At 69.9% G+C, this 21,352-nt stretch carries 18 protein-coding genes and 2 pseudogenes; 7 read left to right on the top strand and 13 right to left on the bottom strand.

From position 1 onward, the window contains the following. Positions 1–185: 185 nt before the first annotated feature. Positions 186–722 carry a GNAT family N-acetyltransferase gene (locus QQM39_RS06710; RefSeq protein ID WP_301995702.1) on the top strand — a complete coding sequence of 179 codons (537 nt, stop codon included), beginning with the start codon at positions 186–188 and terminating at the stop codon, positions 720–722. 22 nt (positions 723–744) lie between these two features. Here QQM39_RS06710 and QQM39_RS06705 read toward each other — a convergent pair whose 3' ends face one another. The 3 genes and pseudogenes from QQM39_RS06705 to QQM39_RS06695 form a co-directional block, all read right to left on the bottom strand. Next, positions 745–888: a hypothetical protein gene (locus tag QQM39_RS06705; RefSeq protein WP_301995701.1), complete on the bottom strand. Its 144-nt coding sequence runs from the start codon at positions 886–888 to the stop codon at positions 745–747. 399 nt (positions 889–1,287) lie between these two features. Continuing rightward, entirely contained in the window at positions 1,288–2,298 is a 1,011-nt protein-coding gene (locus QQM39_RS06700; RefSeq protein ID WP_301995700.1) for a DUF6192 family protein, read from the bottom strand. 561 nt (positions 2,299–2,859) lie between these two features. Then, positions 2,860–3,741: pseudogene (locus tag QQM39_RS06695) on the bottom strand (site-specific integrase); the annotation flags it as partial. Between the two features lie 111 nt (positions 3,742–3,852). On the opposite strand from QQM39_RS06695, the pseudogene QQM39_RS06690 reads away from it, so the two are divergent. Continuing rightward, positions 3,853–4,110, top strand: a pseudogene (locus QQM39_RS06690) (hypothetical protein); the annotation flags it as partial. A gap of 45 nt (positions 4,111–4,155) precedes the next feature. Here QQM39_RS06690 and QQM39_RS06685 read toward each other — a convergent pair. The 4 genes from QQM39_RS06685 to QQM39_RS06670 all read right to left on the bottom strand — a co-directional run bounded on the left by QQM39_RS06685 (position 4,156) and on the right by QQM39_RS06670 (position 7,693). Then, on the bottom strand, positions 4,156–4,566 hold the full coding sequence (locus QQM39_RS06685; RefSeq protein ID WP_301995699.1) for a hypothetical protein: 411 nt from the start codon (positions 4,564–4,566) through the stop codon (positions 4,156–4,158). A gap of 49 nt (positions 4,567–4,615) precedes the next feature. Next, the gene (locus QQM39_RS06680) at positions 4,616–5,071 is read right to left on the bottom strand and encodes a hypothetical protein (protein WP_301995698.1); all 456 of its coding nucleotides are present in this window, start codon (positions 5,069–5,071) and stop codon (positions 4,616–4,618) included. After that, on the bottom strand, positions 5,058–5,708 hold the full coding sequence (locus QQM39_RS06675) for a tyrosine-type recombinase/integrase (RefSeq protein ID WP_301995697.1): 651 nt from the start codon (positions 5,706–5,708) through the stop codon (positions 5,058–5,060). The genes QQM39_RS06680 and QQM39_RS06675 overlap by 14 nt, the downstream gene beginning before the upstream one ends. 773 nt (positions 5,709–6,481) lie before the next feature. After that, complete coding sequence (locus QQM39_RS06670; protein ID WP_301995696.1) at positions 6,482–7,693, bottom strand: pyridoxal phosphate-dependent aminotransferase; 1,212 nt, start codon at positions 7,691–7,693, stop codon at positions 6,482–6,484. Positions 7,694–7,780: 87 nt separating this feature from the next. On the opposite strand from QQM39_RS06670, the gene QQM39_RS06665 reads away from it, so the two are divergent. Beyond that, positions 7,781–8,407 (top strand): winged helix-turn-helix transcriptional regulator, encoded by a 627-nt coding sequence (locus QQM39_RS06665; protein ID WP_301995695.1) that lies wholly within the window; start codon positions 7,781–7,783, stop codon positions 8,405–8,407. A 55-nt stretch (positions 8,408–8,462) separates the two neighbouring features. Here the strand turns inward: QQM39_RS06665 and QQM39_RS06660 are convergent, their stop codons facing one another. The 3 genes from QQM39_RS06660 to QQM39_RS06650 form a co-directional block, all read right to left on the bottom strand. Further along, complete coding sequence (locus QQM39_RS06660; RefSeq protein ID WP_301995694.1) at positions 8,463–9,266, bottom strand: hypothetical protein; 804 nt, start codon at positions 9,264–9,266, stop codon at positions 8,463–8,465. After that, a complete protein-coding gene (locus QQM39_RS06655) occupies positions 9,266–10,534 on the bottom strand; it encodes a VWA domain-containing protein (protein WP_301995693.1) in 1,269 nt (422 codons plus the stop codon). Before QQM39_RS06655 ends, QQM39_RS06660 begins: the two co-directional genes overlap by 1 nt. Before the next feature lie 67 nt (positions 10,535–10,601). Beyond that, complete coding sequence (locus QQM39_RS06650) at positions 10,602–12,128, bottom strand: IucA/IucC family protein (protein ID WP_301995692.1); 1,527 nt, start codon at positions 12,126–12,128, stop codon at positions 10,602–10,604. Between the two features lie 160 nt (positions 12,129–12,288). Between QQM39_RS06650 and QQM39_RS06645 the strand changes: the two genes are divergently transcribed. Then, positions 12,289–13,794: an IucA/IucC family siderophore biosynthesis protein gene (locus tag QQM39_RS06645; RefSeq protein ID WP_301995691.1), complete on the top strand. Its 1,506-nt coding sequence runs from the start codon at positions 12,289–12,291 to the stop codon at positions 13,792–13,794. Positions 13,795–14,336: 542 nt separating this feature from the next. Here the strand turns inward: QQM39_RS06645 and QQM39_RS06640 are convergent. From QQM39_RS06640 to QQM39_RS06630, 3 genes are all read right to left on the bottom strand, one after another. Beyond that, positions 14,337–15,494, bottom strand: a complete 1,158-nt coding sequence (locus tag QQM39_RS06640; protein ID WP_301995690.1) for an oxygenase MpaB family protein — start codon at positions 15,492–15,494, stop codon at positions 14,337–14,339. Positions 15,495–15,586: 92 nt separating this feature from the next. Continuing rightward, the gene (locus QQM39_RS06635) at positions 15,587–16,642 is read right to left on the bottom strand and encodes a polyprenyl synthetase family protein (protein ID WP_301995689.1); all 1,056 of its coding nucleotides are present in this window, start codon (positions 16,640–16,642) and stop codon (positions 15,587–15,589) included. Beyond that, positions 16,632–16,910, bottom strand: coding sequence for a polyprenyl synthetase (locus tag QQM39_RS06630; RefSeq protein ID WP_301995688.1), 279 nt, complete (start codon positions 16,908–16,910; stop codon positions 16,632–16,634). Before QQM39_RS06630 ends, QQM39_RS06635 begins: the two co-directional genes overlap by 11 nt. A 524-nt stretch (positions 16,911–17,434) precedes the next feature. Between QQM39_RS06630 and kdpF the strand changes: the two genes are divergently transcribed. Genes kdpF through kdpB form a run of 3 tightly spaced genes read left to right on the top strand, consistent with a single transcriptional unit; the run spans position 17,435 to position 21,350 of the window. Further along, positions 17,435–17,524, top strand: coding sequence for a K(+)-transporting ATPase subunit F (kdpF, locus tag QQM39_RS06625; RefSeq protein WP_016434100.1), 90 nt, complete (start codon positions 17,435–17,437; stop codon positions 17,522–17,524). 32 nt (positions 17,525–17,556) lie between these two features. After that, a complete protein-coding gene (kdpA, locus tag QQM39_RS06620) occupies positions 17,557–19,221 on the top strand; it encodes a potassium-transporting ATPase subunit KdpA (RefSeq protein ID WP_302003502.1) in 1,665 nt (554 codons plus the stop codon). Beyond that, positions 19,218–21,350, top strand: coding sequence for a potassium-transporting ATPase subunit KdpB (gene kdpB, locus QQM39_RS06615; RefSeq protein ID WP_301995687.1), 2,133 nt, complete (start codon positions 19,218–19,220; stop codon positions 21,348–21,350). Before kdpA ends, kdpB begins: the two co-directional genes overlap by 4 nt. The last annotated feature ends 2 nt before the right edge of the window (positions 21,351–21,352 follow it).

Raw genomic sequence — 21,352 nt, 5'->3', positions numbered from 1 at the left:
GGAGATGACGCTGTCCTTGAGGACGATCAGTCCCGTGCGGCTTCTCGGGAGTCGGGCTGGCCGCTCCGGCGGGAGGCCCGGCGGGTGATGCGCCTGGTCATGATGGTGATGGCGGCCCAGGTGATCAGTGAGTGGGTGTTCTTGAACCCGGAGCCCTGTCTGACTCCAGTTGACAAGATCAACCCATGAGTCAGCACTCGGTGTCCTTGGACAAGATCGCGTTTGATGACTGGCAGGCGATTCACTCGTGGGCCTGTCTCCCAGAGGCTTGTCGTTTCCAGCCTTGGGGACCAAACACTGAGGACCAGACACGTGATTTCGTGAAGGCCGCAGTCGAGGCTTGGTCGAGCACACCCCAGCAGCGGTTCGCCCATGTAGCGCGCTTCGGGGACGACGTTGTCGGTGTGGGCGAGCTGCATGTCCGCAGTCACACGCAGCGCCAGGGCGAGATCTCCTACATTGTGCATCCTCGGGTATGGGGGCAGGGCATTGGCACAGGAATCGGGCGCCAGCTTCTCTCACGCGGCTTCGTTCAGTTGGGGCTTCATCGAATCTTCGCCACCTGTGACCCGCGGAATCTCGGCTCCGCCCGAGTGCTGGCCAAGCTCGGTATGACGTACGAGGGGCGCCTTCGACACACGGCATGGATACGGGACGGCTGGCGGGACTCCCTGACGTTCAGCATTCTCGAAGAGGAATGGCGTGCTGAAGACTCGGAGTGATGCCGACGTAGAGACGGTCGGTTCACGAGGTGGAGCCGCGCTTCTTGGTCCAGTTGTCGGTGCGGGGGCTCTTGCGGGTGAGGCGTCGGGTCATCGTGGTGATGAGTGCCGAGTTCAGGTGTGCTTCGGAGTGCTGGGGCAGACGTGTCGGGTAGCGGGGACGCATTGCTGCGTCCCCGCCCCCTCAGAACCGTGCGTGCGTCTCTCGACGCACACGGCTCAAGCAGGCCGCGAGGGCTGACACTGCTCTCTCCGGTGATCACCAGCGTGGTGCTGCTGGTGACAGGCGGGTCGTAGCCGCGGCTGTTCCTGCCGACAGTGGAGGCGTGGCCGTCGGAAGACGAACCCGTCGCGGCGGGTCCAGGTGATCGGCGTCAGGTTCTCCGCGGCGACGACGTCGCGGACGTGCCGGATGCCGCGGCCGATCTGCGAGCGGGTCAGGCGGGTGGCAGCCATGAGCTGGTAGGTGGTGCAGGCCGGCGGGGCGTGCTTCCATCAGGGCGACGCGGACGAGGTCGCCGTAGTGCCTGGCCAGCGGCCGAGCCTCCCGGTGTCGCGGCATGGCCTACTCGCGCTTGAGCAGCTGGACCAGCTGCTCGTCCAGGGTGAACTCGCCGTTGTCGAGGGCTCCTTCGAGCCAGTCCGCCGCGGCGAGGACCCGCCCGATCTGCCGCCTCACGGTCTCGCGCTCGTCCTCCGTGAACTCCCGCCCGCGCAGCTGTGGGACCAGGCGGCCGAGCGTGGCCACGAAGCCGTGGCAGGAGCCGACCAGGTCGAGGTACTCGATGGTGTGCTCGATCGCGCGGACGGCCGGCGTGCGTTCCCGGATCCGGTCACGGGTCTCGTGGGAGTTGTCGAACTGGGCGCGGTTGACGAGCATCCGGGTGGTGTCGTCCCGCATCGTCTTCCGGGCGACGGCCGGGCGGCGCAGCAGGTCCGTGGTCATCTGCTGGGCGACGGTGTCGTCCCTGGCCAGCTCGGTGACGACCCGCACCTTCTCGGCTGGGGTGACGTGCTCGGTCACTGCGGGCCGCTTCAGCAGGTCGGTGGCGACCTGGGCGGCGACCTCGTCGTCGCGGGTCAGGTCGGCCACGGCCTGGACCTTCTCATCCACCGTGACCGGCCGGTCGACGCGCTGGCCGACGACCCGCTTCGCGCCGTCCGGCGTCCACTGCCTCGCCCCCGTGTGTGGGTTGAACGGTGCGTCCTCGATCGCCGCCCACCGCTCGTCATCGACCACGACCGACGCCAGGATGCGGTGAACCGTGAACGACACACCCTCCTTGCGCCGCTCCTTCGGCCACCGGTTGGCGGTGTAACGCCAGTCCTCCACCGTCCGGCGCTCGACGCCGATATCGTCCGCGAACATCTGCAACGACTCCGTCACCGTGAACAGGTCATCCGTGCCGTTCGGCATCGACCCGTCCACCAACCTCATCGGCTCGACCTCCAACGCCATGTCACCCAGGGCGAACTGCGCCCTCGCGACCTGCGCGATCAGTTCCTTCGCCTGGGTGACGAGCTGTTCGTAACGCTGCCGGGTGACGTTCCCGATCCGGTCGGCCACGTCGGTCATGAAGACCACCGCCCCCGCCCGGGCCCGGCCACCACGACGTGACCGGTCAAAAGGGGCGCCAGCCCCGGGTCACCATCCACCGTGACGCGGACGCGATAGACCGAGGCAGAGCGTGAACCAGGGGCGCTCGAAGCACCGAGTAGACGCTCCCAACTTCCCTGCAAAACAAGGCATGTTCAAGATGCTCGCGAGCCGTTCGGCTACGGCGTTTCCGTAACGCCGTTCCGCGACGCCCGCCGCTGACGACAGGCCCGCACCCGGCAACGATCCGAGCAGTACACCGCCGCCCTCGACCGCTCTACTCCCACCGTCCACGACCGCCCGCAGACCGGGCACTCAACTTGCTTCCCGCGCTGTATCGCGGCCACCCGTTGCCGGGCCCGCTGAAGCCTCCGCCACTGCCGTGACCTGCACCGACCCGAGCAGAACACCGCCTCCGCCGCCATCGTCTGCGCCAGCGGATCACCGCACTCCCGGCAGTACCGCCGAGCCGTCTCACCAGCCCCCACACTCAGATCATCCAGCCGTGCGCACCTCACGGCCAGGGATCAAAAACACCTACTTATGCCGTGACTTCGCCATCAGCATCAACAGGCTCGCCCCTGCCTCTCCGAGGTGGGTCAGGGAGGAGTGGCGGTTCTCGTGCAGGTCCCATCCGGTCCCCGGCCCGCGCATGGCGGTGTGCTCGTCCAGCAAAGCTCGGGCCTGCCCATACGACAGCCGGGCGAAGCCGGTGTCCGGGCACACGTCACGCGGGTTGACGACCTTGCCGGGGCCGGGCTTGCGGTGGGTGACGAACACCGGGCCGCTGGTGCGGCCCTTGAGCGGGCGGGGCAGGAGCCGGGCGGTGCCGGCGTCCCAGTAGACCGTTTCTAGTACGAAGTCCTCACGCGCCTGGCCTCGGCGGCGGGCCTTGGTCCGGGCGCCCTTGGCTTTGACCGGGCAGCGGCGCCCGGCGAAGTCCAGGTCCTCGATGTTGACGCCGAGGATCTCGTCGGACCGCCCGGCGGTTTCGTAGAGCATCCGCCAAAGGGTCTTCTCCCGCAGGTTCACCTCGCGGCGCGCGATCAGCCGGTCGATCGCCATCTTCGAGCGGGCCGGGGTCTCGGAGTCCGGCACCGTCAGCCGCTTCGCTCAGGCCGGGACGGTGGGGCCGTCGTAGCCGCGCTCACGGCACCACCCGAGCCAGGACTGCACCGACGCCCGGCGGGAGTTCCAGGTGTTCACCGCAGAGGTGCCCCACAGTAGTCCCAGGGCCTCGCCGATCTCGTCGTCCGAGACCGAGGCCAGCGGCCGGCCTTCGCCGAGTCGCTCGGCGGTCTTGCCCACCCCGATCCCGTAGTTCCGGACCTTGTTCGGGTTGCCGAGCGAGTCCAGGAACACGTCGGCCGCCGTCCGGACGGTGAGCGCATTGCCGGTTGGCAGATGTACGACGGTGGGCATCACTTCCCCCTTGCCGCAGATAACAGGGCCGCTTCACGTAGCGGCCGGAGAACGTCAACGCAGGTGACGAATCAAACGACCGCAGATATTGGGGCATTATCCGTGGAATGGCTGCGGGTCTGGCCGACTGCCGATGTTCTGGCGATCTTTCGTTTCGATGACGACGATGAGATCGACTTCGATGTTGACCTGCGGGAGATGCAGGGCCAGGGGCGACTTGATGTGTTCTGCGGCTTCTTGCGGGATATCGGGCGACACTTGGGCAAGCCGGTGTTCATGGACCCGGAGGGCGATCGTGGCCATCCGGTGCTCGGCTTCGATGTCGAGGCCGATCGAGTCGTCCTCCTGGCCGAGCCGCAGACCGGGTGATCGCGGCCGCCAGCCGCGATTCGCAGCAGGCTCTGTCGCAGAGGATCAGTCGGTAGCGCCCCCCGAGCGGAGCGAGCGGCCGAGATCGCCGACGAGTAGACGAGGGTGGCGCCGCCACCACCACATGTCGATGGGGTCGAATCCGCTGATCCGGTGGAACTGTGACAACGAGATGCCGTCGTCGAAGACAGTGGCGGCCCGGAAACGGTCGTCGAGGGCTTTGACCTGCGGGGTCCATAGGACGATCACGCGCTCAGTGAGGATCGGCCACGCCTCGTGCAGCCAGTTCCGGCTGTAGAGGTCGTTGGTGTATTCGTCCACCAGGTCGCTGTAACCATCCTCGACCTTGCCCACGAGCCAGGCCCACTTGTCGACCATCTCTTGGACGGTGAATGCCTTGCGCCAGCCGCGTTGGCGCAGGACCTCGCCTGCTGCCGGCTCATTGTGGGGCTCCATGCGCCGGATCCTGGCATACGACTCGGTCCGATGACCACGGGTCCCGTGGTCACCGGACCGAGCGGCGCTCCTTGAGCCGCTCGTCGAGGGTGCGGTTGTCGGCAGTGAGCTGGCGGACTCGCTGCTTGAGGGTGGTGTTCTCGGTGGTGATTCGCTGGATGGCCTCCTCGGTCCATTCGGTCTGCAAGTCCCGGATCTCGCCGATGAGTTCACCGATGCGAGTCCGCCGGGTGAGGATTTCCGCGTGAGCGGTTTTGAGGGCGTCCTCCGCGTTAAGTGCACGTTCGCGCCAGGTCGCCTCGCGCTCGTCATTCTGCTCAGCGAGCGTCTGGGACCGGCGTTCGCCGGCCTCGACCATGGCCGAGGCGGTGGCGGTCCTGGCCTCGGGGTTGTCATAGAGGAAGGTGCGGGAGACGTCTGCGCGGCGGGCGACGGCGGCGACGCTGATCTGAGCCTTTTCGCGCCGGAGGCAAGGAAGGCGTCCCGGCGCTTCATCGGTTCCCACCCCAGACTGTGCGCAGAGCGGCATCGAAGACCGGATCGTGGATGTCGACGTGACCGTAGACCTCGTCGACCATCGCGGCCGAGGCCCAGCCGCCCGCGTCCCGGGCGATCAGGGTGTTGCGGTCCGCGGCGTCGAGAACCGCCGAGGTAAAGGTGTGCCGGAAGGTACGGGGTTTCACCAGCCCCAGACGAGCGCGTTTCCCTGCCCGGCCGAGCATCCGGCGGGCGCCGACCGGGGCCCACGGCTGGCCGACATCGGCGCCGTGCAGCTGGACCATGAGCATGCCGTGCCGAGTGCCGCGCGGGTACTCGGTCGTCATGTACTCGAAGTAGGAGTGCACCATCGCCGGGCTGACTCGCTTGATCAGCCCGCCGGTGACCGTTCCTCGCGTGACCTGCCACGGGTGCTTGGTCTTGGCCTCGGCCTGGTTCGGGTTGCCGGGCCGGTGGCAGACGCGCAGGTGCGGGGTGCGGCACTCACCGCAGGCCGCGTTCTCCCGCAGGTGCAGGTCGACCAGGTACAACCCGCACAGTTCGCCGATCCTCAGGCCCCCGTCGGCGAGCCAGTCGACCACCAGCCGGTCCCGCGCGGCGTTCACCGTCTCCAGCAGCTTCTCCCTCGCCCCGTCCGGCAACATCTTCGGGTGCCGGCGGTGCGGCCCCCTTCGGTGCCAGGGGGTTCGTGGGCAGTGGCGACTTCGCGTGACCGAGGAACGAGCGGCGACGGTCCACCCGCGACGGCAGCCGGGGCCTGTCGAGCTTCCTGCCGAGCTCGCCGTTGATGCCGAGGGAGGCTTGGTGCAGGTAGAAGCCTTTCAGGCAGGCCGCCGCGGTCGACAGCGCGGAACGGCTGTAGGGGCGCTTGCCGACCCGCCACGGTTCCCCGAGCGGCATGCGGACCTCGGCGCCGACGATCCCCGTGTAGCGTTCCAGATAGCGGAGTTGGACCGTGTCGAAGGCCAGGCATTCGCGCTCCAGCCACCGCAGGTGGTCCACCAGGTAGTACGCGTAAGTCTTCTGCGTGCCCGAGCCCTCGTGCTCACGCAGGAACCGGTCCGCCTCCGTGTGCAGCGTGCCCTCGGGCCAGACGATCGTCCATGTCCTCCGCCCGTCCTTCCCCTCGATCCGCTGGACCCTCAAGTCCCCGACCACAACGTGCCGTACCACTTGTCCCCCGTACCGACTCCGGAACATGACAGACGTCCCGGCCCCGGTCGGTAAACGAGCCCATGACGCCCAAGCCACAGGCCCAGACGGACATCACGGGCGGCACTGCCCGCGGTCGGTAAAGTCCACGTCGAGGAGCAGCAGGGGGCGGGTGCTCATGCACGGGTTCTACCCACGGCGGGGCCCCTGCCCACGGAGACGCGGTCACATCTGCCGGTACCCGCTGAGGTCTCCCGATACCGGCTCAGTTCTGCCGATACCCGCTGAGGAACCGCCCGATCCGCCCGATCGCCGCCTCCAGGTCGTCCGCGTACGGCAGGGTCAGGATCCGGAAGTGATCAGGGGTCGGCCAGTTGAAGCCCGTCCCCTGCACCACCTGGATCTTCTCCCGCAGCAGCAGGTCCAGGACGAACTTCTCGTCGTCGTGGATCGGGTACACCTTGGGGTCGAGGCGAGGGAACGCGTACAGCGAGCCTTTCGGCTTCACACACGACACACCCGGGATCTCGTTGAGCTTCTCCCAGGCCACGTTGCGCTGTTCGTACAGCCGCCCGCCCGGCACGGTCAGCTCGCGGATGGACTGGCGGCCGCCGAGCGCGGCCTGGATGGCGTACTGCGCGGGCGCGTTGGCGCACAGGCGCATGGAGGCCAGCATGGTCAGGCCCTCCAGATAGTCCTTCGCGTGCTGCTTCGGGCCGGTGACGACGAGCCAGCCGGAGCGGAAGCCCGCCACCCGGTACGTCTTCGACAGGCCGCAGAAGGTGAGGACCACCAGGTCGGGGGCGAGGGTAGCGACCGAGTGGTGCACGGCGTCGTCGTAGAGGATCTGGTCGTAGATCTCGTCGGCGAAGACCATCAGGCCGTGGCGGCGGGCGAGGTCGAGGATGCCCTCCAGGATCTCCTTGGGGTAGACCGCGCCGGTGGGGTTGTTCGGGTTGATGATGACCACGGCGCGCGTGCGGTCCGTGATCTTCGACGCCATGTCGTCCAGGTCCGGGTACCAGTCGGCCTGCTCGTCGCAGAGGTAGTGGACCGCCTTGCCGCCGGCGAGGGTCGTGACGGCTGTCCAGAGGGGAAAGTCGGGGGCCGGGATGAGGATCTCGTCGCCGTCCTCGACCAGCGCCTGTACGGCCATGGAGACCAGCTCCGACACGCCGTTGCCGAGGAAGACGTCGTCGACGCCCACCTCCAGGCCGAGTGTCTGGTAGCGCTGGGCCACGGCCCGGCGGGCGGAGAGGATGCCGCGCGAGTCGGTGTAGCCGTGCGCCTGGGGGAGCATCCGGATCATGTCCTGGAGGATCTCCTCAGGCGCCTCGAAGCCGAAGAGCGCGGGGTTGCCGGTGTTGAGGCGCAGCACGCTGTGGCCGGCCTCCTCCAGTGCGTTCGCGTGCTCGATCACCGGGCCGCGGATCTCGTAACAGACTTCGCTCAGCTTGCTCGACTGCCGGAACTCCATGCGCGCTCGCCCCTCCGGTTTCGTGTGTTGCTTGGTTTTACCAAGTTCGAGCTTGGAAAGTCCAACAACATGTCTAGACTGCGTCGCATGTCACCTCGCCGAAGCTACGACCAGTACTGTTCCGCCGCCCGTGCGCTCGACCTCGTCGGCGACCGCTGGACCCTGCTGATCGTCCGGGAGCTGCTGGCCGGCCCGCGGCGCTACACCGACCTGCACGCCGATCTGCCGGGCGTCAGCACGGACGTACTCGCCTCACGGCTGAAGGACATGGAGCGGGACGGGATCGGCACCCGGCGCCGGCTGCCGCCGCCCGGCGCGGCGTACGTCTACGAACTCACCTCGCGGGGGCGGGAGTTGCTGCCCGTCCTGCAGGCGCTGGGGGAGTGGGGACAGACCGAGCTCGGCGAGCGGCGGCCCACCGACGCGGTGCGGGCACACTGGTTCGCGCTGCCGTTGCTCCGGTCGCTGGAGGGGGAGGGGCTCGTCGAAGTCCGGCTGGAGGAAGGGGACTTCCACCTGTACGTCGGTGCCGAGAACGGGCCGGTCTACGGCGACGGGCCCGCTCCCGGGGAGCCCGACGCGCGGCTGGTACTGGACTCCGGGACGTGCGAGGCGGTCGCGCGAGGGGAGTTGAGGGTGGCCGACGCCGTACGGGCCGGCCGTATCCAGGTGACCGGGGAAGGAACCCTCGCCAAGGCCCTGCGGGAAGGCTGACCTTGGCGAAAGGGCCCGCCGTCCGGGACGGACAGCGGGCCCTTCCGGCTTCCCGTCAGGCGCCCGGCGGCACCCGCGACGGACGCCCCGACCCGCGCGTCAGCGCATAACCGCCGATACCCGCGAGCGCGGCCAGCGCACCGCCGATCGCCGTCCACACCCACCGGTCGGACCACCAGCCGGACGCCCAGCCGCCGCTGGGTTCGAGGCTCGCGAGCAGTGTCTTCTTGGTGTACTCGTCCTCGCCGCTCTCGGAGATGGCACCGGCCCCCGGCACCAGCGGCTGGGCCAGCGCCCCGTCCACCGCCGCCGCCCCGCCGATGTCCTTGGAGTCGACCCGGACCTCGGCGTCGACCGGCAGTCCGAGGTCGGAGGTGGGGACGTCCACGACCGTCAACCGGATGTAGTACGTGCCCGGCAGTGGGTCGTTGGCCCAGGGCTCGGACCAGGCGCGGACGGTACGCAGGACGCAGGCCAGCTCGATCGAGGCGGCACCCGCCGCGGCGGTGCGCGTCTGTGCCCCGGACTGGCAGGGCTGGCGGCGCCGCAGGCCGTCGTACACGTCGATCTGCCAGGTCTCGGCGGCGTGCGTGTCCGGCAGCTTCACCGTGGCCTCGACGGTGGGGCGCTGTCCGGCGTCCGCGGGGAACGACCAGTACAGGTAGTCGCCCGCGGAGCCGCTCGCCGTGGCCGTCTGCCCCTGCTCGAACTCGGTCGCCGTACGGAAGGAGGTGCCCGCCTCGGTCGGCGCGCCGCCGTCCTCCGACGCGCTCGGCGACGGCGAGGAGTCGGCGACCGCCGGACCCGCCGCCAGCCCCAGCGTCAGCAGGGCGGCGCTCAACACGCGTGTGATCCGCATCAGTTGGTCCTCCAGACCGCGACGCGCCAGCGTGACAGCCAGCCCCAGACGAGACCGGCGAGGAAGCCGGTGAGGATCAGGGCGCCCAGCAGCCACCAGCCGCGCCCGAGGCCGAAGGAGGCCACGTCGCTCGATGCGTCCGGCCCGTGTACGACGTCGATGGTCACTTCGAGCGGCAGACCGGGGGTGGTCTGCACGCCACTGGCCGGTGAGAAGGAGTGGGTGACCTGGAGGCACACGGTCTCGGGCGCGACCTCGCCCTCCACGTCCTCGTCCTCGGCCTTCGGGTAGCGCAGGCCCGTCGAGATCACATCGGTACGGCCGTTGCCCGCCGCCTCGCCGCGGACGATCTCCCGGCCGCGCTCGGTCGTCGCGCGCAACAGCAGCCCGTACGACGGGTTCACCGCACGGTCGGCGGCGACGCTCACCGAGGCGCGCAGTTCATAGCCGTGCGGGACGGGCACGCGGTACCAGCGCTGCTGTCCGAACTCCTCGCGGTCGGTGTACAGGCCGGACCGCAGCGTCGGCGCCTTCGCGCACTGGTCCGCGCCCGTCGTCGCGACCGGCGTCACCACCGGATCGGCCGCCCGGTCCACCAACTGGTTGACCTTGTCGGCGAGTTCGTCGGTGTGCTCGACCGACGTGAAGGTGCCGCCCGTGGCCTCGGCGATGCAGCTCAGCTGCTGCCGCATCTTGGTGTTCGGGACCAGGCCGAGTGTGTCGATGGTCAGGCCGATGCCCTTGGCGGCGATCTCCCGGGCGACCTCGCACGGGTCGAGCGGGGCGCAGGTGTCCTCGCCGTCGCTGATCAGCACGATGCGCTTGGAGCCCTCGCCGCCGTCCAGGTCGTCGGCCGCCTTCAGCAGCGCGGGGCCGATCGGCGTCCAGCCGGTGGGCGTGAGGGTCGCCACCGCCGTCTTGGCCTCGGTACGGTCCAGCGGGCCGACCGGGTAGAGCTGCGCGGTGTCCTTGCAGCCCGTCTTGCGGTCGTCGCCCGGGTAGTTGGCGCCGAGGGTGCGGATGCCGAGCCGGACCTCCTCCGGCGTCGCGTCCAGCACCTCGTTGAAGGCCTGCTTGGCGGCGGCCATGCGCGACTGGCCGTCGATGTCCTTCGCCCGCATCGAACCGCTGACGTCGATCACGAGATCGACTTTCGGAGCGGTGGCGGTGGTCTCGTCGGCGACCGCCCCGGCCGGGAACGCTGTCCCGGCCGTGAGCGCGGCGAGCAGGGCGCAGACCCCGGCCGCCAGCCGTTGTGTTCTGATCATCGGCGGATCTTATTGATCAGAGGTGTTCCGCTTCAAAACGTGATCGGAACACCTGCCGGACAACCGGTCAGAACACCGCGGTGACCAGCGGATTGGGCAGCTCCGCCCACTGATCCCCGGGCGTCCCCGGCGACAGCCGCATCAGCGTCAACGCCTTCGTGGGCAGCGGTTCGTCGAGCAGCGCCGCCAGATCGGAGGTACCCGGCAGATCCCGTACGACCGCCTCCAGCACCCCGCGCAACGCGGCCCCCGAGCCGGCCGTACCCGCCAGCGCCCCGGCCACCAGCGAGCCGAACAGCTTGCGGCGCAGGGTCGTCACATCGTCCGTGACGATGCGGCCGGTCAGCTCCGGCACCGGAATGCCGTGCCGGGCCAGCCGGGCCGGGCTGACGCGGATGTCGGCCAGGTCGCGGTAGACCAGGCGCACCGGGGAGCCGCTCGCGGACAGCACCACGAGCAGGTTCTGACCGTGCGCCTCCAGCGCGACCCCCAGCTCCAGCAGCCGCAGCCCCACGGTGAGGGCGAGACGCGTGAACTCGGCGAGCCAGGCGGGAGATTCGGGCAGCCCGGTGGTGGCGAGCGCGGCCACCGGCACGACCCGCTCTCCGGGCCCCGCGTACTCCTGCGGCGACTCGCGTACGACCGCCGCCAGATCCGGCGAGTTCGCGGTGGCGGCCCCCAAGGTACGGGTGACGTGCAGCAGCCCGTCCGTCCGCGCCGCCAGCGTCTCCGCGAAGTCCGACAGCGTGGCCGACAGGGCGATCGAGTACACCGAGATGTCCCGCACCGAGGACGTCAGCCGGGCACTCAGCGCCGTCTTGACGTGCGGTCCGTCGGGGAGGGCGAGCGTCCGCAGGGACATGAGCGGATGCGCGGCGATGCCGTCGCCGTAGGGATCGCGGGGACGCTTGAGCACATGCTCGGCCTGCCATGGATGCACGGGGATCAGCAGCCGCTCCCCGTCCCGCATCCCCCGCGGCCACGCGCCCGTCACCAGGCACTCGTCCGCCCGCACCGGCACCAGCCCCAGCGGGACCACCGGCCGGTGCTCGGGCCCGTACGCCAGCTGCTCGGCGACCGAGAAGCCGGGCCGGGAACGGCAGTTGGGGTGGAACGGATGCCCGTCCACCACCCGCTGCTCCCACTCCCAGTCGCGCAGCGGCCATTCCTTCGAGTGAGCGTCCTGCCCGGCCGCCTGCCCGGCCCGCGACAGCGCCAACGAGGCGACGCTGTGGCCGAGTTCGGCGGCGAGAGACGTGCCATGCGGTACGGAGAGGTCGGCCGGCAGCCGGGCCGGATCGTCGTACGACGTCTCGTCGAGCCGCACGGCGGTGACGTACGCGGCGGTGGCGTACGGGTCCGGGTGCGGGCCGTGCAGCCGGCGGCCGTCGGAAAGGCGCAGGGTGAGGCCCTCCCGGCCCCGCTCACGGCCGGCGACCCAGGGCAGGGGTTCGTGCGTGAGCGCACGCCACAGCCGGGTCAGCACCGCCGCGCGGGCCCCGGGGAGCTCGGCCGCGTAGCGCGACGCGAGTTCGGGGCGGACATCGGCCAGTTCGGCGGCGACCTTGGCCTCGGCGCTGGGGGGACGGTGCACGGGCGGGCTCCTCGGGTACGAGTAGGGCGTCGGGGCGGGCACCGACGACAGACATACTGATCGTCTTCCCGCCCGACGGACCGTAGAGACCGTCCTGACCGGATCGTAGGGACCGTCCTGAACGGACCCGAGACCGTCCTGGACGGCCCGTAGAGAACGAGTGGATCGCGTGCACCTCAACCCTCCACCCGCCGCCGACGTCGCGGAACGCGCCGACGCCCACGCGGTCGCGCCCCTGCTCAACTGCCTGCTGCGCGAGGTGGCCGAACCGCACGGCGGGTCCGGCGAGCGGCAGGTGTACCGGCTGCCCGGCACGGGCCGCCTGCTGCGGGTCCTCGGTGAGCGGCGGCCTGCCGAGCCCGAGGTGCGGGTGGCCGGTGCCTGGCAGCGCCTCGGGCACACCGAGCTCGTCAAACTCGTCGCCGACGAGCTGCGCCGCCACACCGGTCTGTCCAACCACGAACTGCCCGCCGAGATGATCGACAGCCGGGACGCGGTGGCCGCGCTGCTCACGGCACGCGAGCGTGCGGTGCCCCCGAACGACCCCTACCTGCGCTCCGAGCAGTCCCTCCTCACCGGCCACCCCTACCACCCCGCCCCCAAGGCGCGCGGCGGCGGCCCGGTCGCGGCCTGGCTGCCGTACGCCCCCGAGGCGCACGGCCGCTTCCCGCTGACGCTGCTCGGCCTGCGCGAGGACACGGTCGTGGAAGAGGGCGACACCTCCGCCCTGGACGCCCTCGGCGAGGCGCCGCCCGGCTACCGGCTGCTGCCCGCGCACCCCTGGCAGCTCGACCTGGTCGGCCGGGAGCTCGCCGGGGCGTTCGCGGACGGCAGGCTGCTGCGGCTGGGCACGACCGGCTTCGACGCCTGGCCGACGGCCGCGATCCGCACGCTGTACGCCCCCGAGCGCGATCTCTTCCTGAAGTTCAGCCTGGACGTACGCATCACCAACGACATCCGTCGCCTCTGGCGCCACGACCTGCTGAAACTCCGCCGCACCGACACGGCCGCGGCCACCGCCCTCGCCGCGCTCGACGGCCCCGCCGGCTGGCTCGGCGACCGCGGCTACCGCACCGCCGCCTTCGCCTTCGAGGAACTCGCGGTCCTGGTCCGCGACGGCTTCCACGACCGTCTGCTCCCCGGCACGACCCCGCTGCTCGCCGCCGGGCTCGTCGAGGGCTTCGAGGGCAGCCCGCTCGCCGCCGCGGCGGACCCGGCGGTGTGGTGGGAGGCGTACCTGGCCCAGGTCGTCCCGCCCGCCCTCGCGGTCTTCGCCGACCACGGCGTCGTACTCGAAGCGCACCTGCAGAACACGCTGGTCGCCGTGGACGCCGACGGCCTCCCCGCGCAGGCCCTGTTCCGGGACGCCGAGGGCGTGAAGCTGCTGCCCGAGGTGGAGCGGGCGGCGGGCTGGGAGCGGCTGGTGTACTGCCTGGTCGTCAACCACCTCGTCGAAATCGCCGGCGCCCTCGCCGAACACCACCCGACGCTGGCCCCCTGGCCCGCCGCCCGCCGCGAGCTGGCCCGCCACGACCTTCCCGAGATCCCGGAGCTGCTGGCGGCCCCCACCCTCCCCGGCAAGACCAACCTGCTGCTGCGCTGGAACGGCGCGGACGGCGCCGACGCCCGCTATCTGCCGCTGCCGAACCCGTTGGGCCGTACATGATCCGAATCCCCCTGGCCGGTGTGCTGCGCGACGTGACTGCTGCTTGATACGCGGGCGGGGGAGGGGGCGCTGATCGGCGTCCGCATGTTCCCGATGACGCATCATGTGGAGTGCGTGGCGATGCTGGAGCCTGCGGCGAAGGGTTGACGGAGGTCCGTCGGCGCGGACCGTGAGCTGCTTGCCGAGGCTGTTCAGGGCCGCCGCCGTGACCGTGAGGGGGTAGCGGGCGGGCGTTGGTACGGCCTGCCGTTTGCAGGGCGGGCAGCAGGCCGGGGGAGAGAGTGCACGAGGGGAGGCTTGCCCATTGTCGTACGAGGTCACCCCGGAGCGGGCCATGTGCGGCGGCAGCTCCACGGCCCCTCGAGAGGAGCCCTGCAACTCGTCCCCTTCCGAGAGGTCCCTGGGTGCGGGGTGCGGGGTGCGGGGTCTCACGTTCGACCGCAGCCATGCGCGTCACTGGAATCACGGCCACGAGAAGGCACGTACACCGTCCCTTGCCCGGCGCGAGGACCCCCTTCGATCCCACGCCGCGACACGGGGCGTCAGACGGTGGCGGCCGGCGGGGTCCACCGGTGGGTGCGGGGCACCCCGCTGGTGATGCCGTAGTCCTTCTTGAGGCTTTCAGGGATCGCGTAGTGCATGACGCGTCCACGGGTGAGGGAGGACAACTCGAGGACCGTGGTGAGGTGGCCGAGGCGGTCCAGGGCCCAGGCACCGAGCGGGGAGCGGTCCTCGATGGTCTCCAGGACGCCGAGGAGGTGGGGCACGGCCTTCACGGCGGTGTCCCACGACGTGCGCGGCACGTGGAGCCAGTCGGCACAGGTGTCGCCGACGAGGTGGCGGATGAGGGCGGAGACGATGGGGTCGAAGAGGGTGCCGGGCACCACCTCCTCGTAGAGGTCGATCAGCTGCCGGGTCAGATGCGCGCCCTCCTCGGACGGCCCCATGTGCCGGACCATGTACAGGTCGAGGAACTGGCGGGCCTCGTCGAGAGTTCGGGGGACGGCCTCCTGGTCGACGCCGAGCATGGCACCGACGACGCGCCACGCGTAGTAGTACGCTTCCGCGCCCTCGGTCGACATGTGGATGCCGAGGCGGTGAAGGCTGTCCAGGACGAGCAGGGAGAAGAACATCTGCCCGCCGATCATGTCCTCCTGGCAGATCGGCGTGCCCAGCGTCGCCGTGTCCCACCGGTTCTCGCGAGCGAGGTGATGGCGGATGGCGGCGTGCAGGAGGCGGACCTTCTGGGCGGCGGGGATGAAGCGGCTGCCGGCCTCGAAGGCGTCGGGCTGCATCAGATGGACGGTGAACTGGCCGGTCTCCGCCATCCGTTTGGAGGGGTACTTCAATCCGTGGGTGGCCGACAGCAGCTTCGCCACGTGCGGGACGAGGTAGCAGGCGGGCATGGAGGCGAAGGACAGCGCCGTGGAGATGTGCACGTTGTTGTCGATGAAGAACAGCCGGGCTTTCTCCATCTCCGCCCAGTCCACCCAGGAGGGCGGTACGCGGGTGGTTTCGAGGTACTGGCGAGCGACGTCGGGCAGCCCGTCCGGCAGGGGAGCGCCGGCCGTGGAGACGTAGCGCATCAGGGTGTTGAACTTGCCCACCTCCCCCCGTTCGAAGAGCTCGGCGACGGTGGCATCGGCGAGTTCGTCCCCGGCCTGCCGCAGGCCGTCCATCGATGCGTCGGTGTAGGGCATGGAGGGTTCCTCGTCTTCCTCGGGAGCGTGCACGACAGGCGGGAGGCCGGCTGCCCGGGACGACACGGGCTCGTGCCGTCCCGATGCGAGGGTCAGGACAGGCGTACTGCTGCGGAACGCGCCAGCGTGGTCAGTCCGCCGGCGGCGTGCGTGGGTAGATCCAGTTCGTGGAGCGCACCGAGGGCCTCCTCGACCCGGGCCTGGATCATGTCCTCGATGCGGTCGGGCGCCCTCAGCCGGCGCATCACCTCGCGCACCGCGTCGAGCGTCTCCCCGTCCGTGTCACCCTGGCCCAGCAGGGAGTTCAGCAGTTCGCGCTCCGCGCCGTCGGCGAGACGCCACGCCTCTGCCAGCAGCGCCGTGGGCCGCCTGCCGCGCACATCGTCGGCATTGGCCTTGCCGGTGAGCTCGGGGTCTCCGAACAGCCCGAGCAGGTCGTCCCGGAGCTGGAACGCCTCGCCCAACGGAAGCCCGTACGCGGAGTAGCCCTCGCGCAACCGCGCGCCCGCGCCGGCCAGCGCACCACCGATCAACAGGGGCTGTTCGACGGTGTACTTGGCGGTCTTGTACCGGATCACCTTCAGCGATGCCGCGGTGTCCGGAGCGGCTCCGGTCCGCAGGATTTCCAGACACTCGCCCGCGATCAGCTCACGGGCCATCACCGCCCACAACGGGCGGGCCCGGACGAGATACGCGGTGGGCAGCCCGCTGGTGGCGAACAACTGCCCGGCCAGCGCCATCAGCAGGTCCCCCACCAGCATCGCCAACGACCGCGCGGCGGCATCGGCGTCCGGACGAGCCCCTACGGCCCCGCGCAGGGCGACGTGGGTCGTGGGGCGCCCGTGCCGCAGCGAACTGTCGTCGATGAGGTCGTCGTGCACGACGGCGGCGGCATGCACCAGCTCCATCGAGGCCGCCGCCCGCACCAGCGCGTCGCTGTCCGGCTGCCCCACCGCCCGCCACCCCCAGTAGCAGAACGCCGCCCGCAGCCGCTTGCCGTCCGCGACCGCCGCCTCCAGCCTCTCGGCCACCGCACCGAGCATCGGATCGACCGCCGCGAGCTCGTCGGCCTCCCGGGCGACGAACCGACGGACCACCTCGTCGACACGGGCCTTGAACGCGTCCTGCTCCCACCGGTCAGACGTCACCGGCGGCCTTCCGAGCCAGGGCGCGCTGGGCGAGGATCTCCAAGTGGGCCGGGGGCACTGCCGCGTACCGGTCCAGCACCAGACGCCCACGCGCCATGAGCTCGTGCTCGGCCTCCGCCGCCAACTCCGAGGCATCCGACCGGCGCAGCAGCCCCCGCACGGTCCCCAGGGCCGACCCCACCGTGCTCACCGCCAGATCAGCCAGCCCGGCAGCCAGCAACAGCGCCTGGCCGTCCAAGCCCCCGCGCCGGCCCGCTTCTTGCGTCACGCCATCCCCCTCACCCGTCGTACATCCAGGCAGCCCTGGGCGCACACCCTCCTTGCGAGCATCGCGTCCCACCGGGTGCGACAGCGGAAGAACTCACGATCGAGTGATCTCACCGCTCGACCGTACGGATCACAGATACCGCCGCCCGCACTCGCCGTCGATGGCCATGGAGTCGACAGGCCATTTCGTCGGGACAACGGTCCGGGCGGGCCTGGCGCCAGGCAGCGTCGTAGGACAAGGGGGCCCACGCGGTACGGCGCGACACGGATGCGGCGATCCGCCGGCTGCGGTTCCGGTTGTCCTGACCTCGCCGCGGCCGGCGTATGAGTTCCGTCAAGGTCGCGCAGGGCGCCGTAAGGGACCCGTCAACGGCGGTCGATTCCGGCCGTCGAGGCTGTTTCCTCTAACCGTCCCTGTCCAACGAACCTCACTCAGGAGTTCACGATGGCCGATCTGGCCTTCGTCGTCACCACGATCGCGGTGTTCGCGCTCGTGGCTCTCGTCGCCAAGGGGGTGACGAAGCTGTGACCGCCGAGAACATCGTCGGCCTCGTCGTGGCCGTCGCCCTGCTGGGCTATCTCGTTCTGGCCCTGATATTCCCCGAGAGGTTCTGACGGTGACATCAGCTGCTACCGCAGCGGGCGACATGGGTCCCGTACTCGCCGGCGTGCTCCAGCTGCTCGCGCTGATCGCGGCGCTGGCGCTCGCCTACCGCCCCCTGGGCGACTACATGGCCAAGGTCTACTCCTCCGCCAAGCACTGGCGTGTCGAGAAGTGGATCTACAAGGGCATCGGTGCCGACCCGAGCACCGAGATGCGCTGGCCCGCCTATCTGCGCGGCGTCCTGGCGTTCTCGGCCGCCGGCGTCCTCTTCCTCTACCTGCTGCAGCGGCTCCAGGGCGTGCTGCCCGGCTCGCTGGGCTTCGCCTCCATCGACCCGGACCAGGCGTTCAACACCGCCGCGTCCTTCGTGTCCAACACCAACTGGCAGTCGTACTACGGCGAGCAGGCCATGGGCCATGTCGTGCAGACCGCCGGGCTGGCCGTGCAGAACTTCGTCTCCGCGGCCGTCGGCATGGCTGTCGCCGTGGCACTCGTACGGGGCTTCGCCCGCTCGCGCAGCGGTGAGCTCGGCAACTTCTGGTCGGACATGGTGCGCGGGGTGACCCGCATCCTGCTGCCCCTCTCGATGATCGCCGCGATCGTCCTGGTGGCCTGCGGCGCGATCCAGAACTTCTCCGGCATCCACGAGGTCGGCCAGTTCATGGGCGGCTCGCAGCAGTGGAACGGCGGCGCGGTCGCCTCGCAGGAAGCCATCAAGGAGATCGGCACCAACGGCGGCGGTTACTTCAACGCCAACAGCGCCCACCCCTTCGAGAACCCCACCCCCTTCTCCAACCTCTTCGAGATCTTCCTGATCCTCGTCGTCCCCTTCTCGCTGACCCGCACCTTCGGCCGCATGGTCGGCTCGCTGAAGCAGGGGTACGCGATCCTCGGCACGATGGCCGTGATCTGGCTCGGCTTCGTCTCGCTGATGATGTGGACCGAGTTCGCCCACCACGGCCCGGCGTTCGACATCGCCGGCGGCGCCATGGAGGGCAAGGAGGTCCGCTTCGGCATCAGCACCTCGTCGATCTGGGCGGTCTCCACGACCCTCACCTCGACCGGCGCGGTCAACTCCTTCCACTCCTCCTTCACCGGCTTCGGCGGCGGCATCCAGCTGCTCGGCATGCAGCTGGGCGAGATCGCACCCGGTGGTGTCGGTTCCGGCCTCTACGGCATGCTGATCATGGCGATCATCGCGGTGTTCATCGCCGGCCTGATGGTCGGCCGTACGCCCGAGTACCTGGGCAAGAAGATCGGCACCCGCGAGATCAAGCTCGCGGCCTGCTACATCCTCATCACCCCGACGCTGGTGCTCGTCTTCACCGCCGCCGCGATGGCGCTGCCGACCCCGGCCCACTCGATGACCAACAGCGGGGCGCACGGGTTCTCCGAGATCCTGTACGCCTACACCTCGGGCGCCAACAACAACGGCTCGGCCTTCGCCGGCCTGAACGCCGACACGCAGTGGTTCAACACCACGATCGGGCTCGCGATGCTGCTCGGCCGGTTCCTGCCGATGGTGTTCGTCCTCGCCCTGGCCGGATCCCTTGCCGAGCAGAAGCCGATCCCGGCCACCGCGGGCACCCTGCGCACCGAGAAACCGCTGTTCACCGGCCTGCTGGTGGGCGCGATCCTGATCATCACCGGTCTGACCTACTTCCCTGCCCTCGCGCTCGGCCCGCTGGCGGAAGGACTGGCGGCATGACCACCGACACCAAGAAGCAAGAGGACAGCATGTCCACCGCCACCACTCCCACCCGGGCTCCCCACCAGGATGTCCCGACCGGTCACAAGGAAGGCCGTGTCGGCGCCGGGCTCTTCGACCCGAAGCAGCTGGTCAAGTCGCTGCCGGACGCCTTCCGCAAGCTCGACCCGCGGGTGATGATCAAGTCCCCCGTGATGTTCGTGGTGCTGGTCGGGTCCGTCCTCACCACCGTCTTCTCCTTCAAGGACCCGGGCGACTGGTTCGGCTGGACCATCAGCGTCTGGCTGTGGCTGACCGTGATCTTCGCCAACCTGGCGGAGGCCGTCGCCGAGGGCCGCGGCAAGGCCCAGGCCGACACCCTGCGCAAGGCCAAGACCGACACCGTCGCCCGCCGGCTCGCCGAGGACGGCTCCTCGGAAGAGCGTGTGCCGGGTACGGAGTTGAAGGTCGGCGACCTGGTCGTCTGCGAGGCCGGCGACGTCATCCCCGGCGACGGCGACGTCGTAGCGGGCGTCGCCTCGGTCGACGAGTCGGCGATCACCGGTGAGTCGGCCCCGGTCATCCGGGAGTCCGGCGGCGACCGTTCGGCGGTCACCGGCGGCACGAAGGTCCTCTCCGACCGCATCGTCATCAAGATCACGACGAAACCCGGCGAGACCTTCATCGACCGCATGATCAACCTGGTCGAGGGCGCGGCCCGGCAGAAGACGCCGAACGAGATCGCACTCAACATCCTGCTCGCGTCCCTGACGATCATCTTCCTGCTCGCGGTGGCCACGCTGCCGCCCCTCGCGGACTACGCGGGCACGCACCTGACGATGGTCGTGCTGGTCGCCCTCCTGGTCTGTCTGATCCCGACCACGATCGGCGCCCTGCTCTCCGCGATCGGCATCGCCGGCATGGACCGCCTGGTCCAGCGCAACGTCCTGGCGATGTCCGGCCGCGCGGTCGAGGCCGCCGGTGACGTCTCCACACTGCTGCTCGACAAGACCGGCACCATCACGCTCGGCAACCGGCAGGCGTCGGAGTTCGTGCCGGTGAGCGGCACCACCGAGGCCGAAGTGGCCGACGCCGCCCAGCTCTCCTCGCTGGCCGACGAGACGCCCGAGGGCCGCTCGATCGTCGTCCTGGCGAAGGAGAAGTACGGGCTGCGCGAGCGCCACCAGGGCGAGCTGGCGCACGCGGAGTGGATCGAGTTCACCGCCCAGACCCGGATGTCCGGTGTCGACGTCGACGGCCGCAAGGTCCGCAAGGGCGCCACCGCTTCCGTCATCGCCTGGGTGCGCGAGCAGGGCGGCACGGTCGCCGAGGACGCGGACACGATCGCCAACCGCATCTCCGAGGCGGGCGGCACGCCGCTCCTCGTCGCCGTCGAGGACTCCGAGGGCGCTCGCATCCTGGGCGTCATCCACCTCAAGGACGTCGTCAAGGACGGCATGCGGGAGCGGTTCGAGGAACTGCGCCGCATGGGCATCAAGACCGTCATGATCACGGGTGACAACCCGCTGACGGCCAGGGCGATCGCCGAGGAGGCGGGCGTCGACGACTTCCTCGCGGAGGCCACTCCCGAGGACAAGATGGCGCTGATCAAGCGGGAGCAGGCCGGCGGCAAGCTGGTCGCGATGACCGGTGACGGTACGAACGATGCCCCCGCCCTGGCTCAGGCGGACGTCGGCGTGGCGATGAACACGGGTACGTCGGCCGCCAAGGAGGCCGGCAACATGGTCGACCTCGACTCGAACCCGACCAAGCTCATCGAGATCGTCGAGATCGGCAAGCAACTCCTCATCACCCGGGGCGCGTTGACCACGTTCTCCATCGCCAACGACGTCGCGAAGTACTTCGCGATCATCCCGGCGCTGTTCGCGGCCGTCTACCCGGGCCTGGACAAGCTCAACATCATGAACCTGTCCTCCCCGGACTCCGCGATCCTGTCCGCGGTCGTCTTCAACGCGCTGATCATCATCGCGCTGGTGCCGCTGTCCCTGAAGGGCGTGCAGTACCGGCCGGTCAGCGCGGACAAGATGCTGCGCCGCAACCTCGGGATCTACGGCCTCGGCGGACTGATCGCGCCCTTCATCGGCATCAAGATCATCGACCTGCTCATCTCCCTCATCCCCGGGCTGTAATT

Source organism: Streptomyces sp. DT2A-34 (assembly GCF_030499515.1).
In the GTDB taxonomy this organism is placed as follows: domain Bacteria; phylum Actinomycetota; class Actinomycetes; order Streptomycetales; family Streptomycetaceae; genus Streptomyces.
Note: the sequence above shows the minus strand (reverse complement) of the source record. Positions and strands in the feature narration are given on the sequence as shown.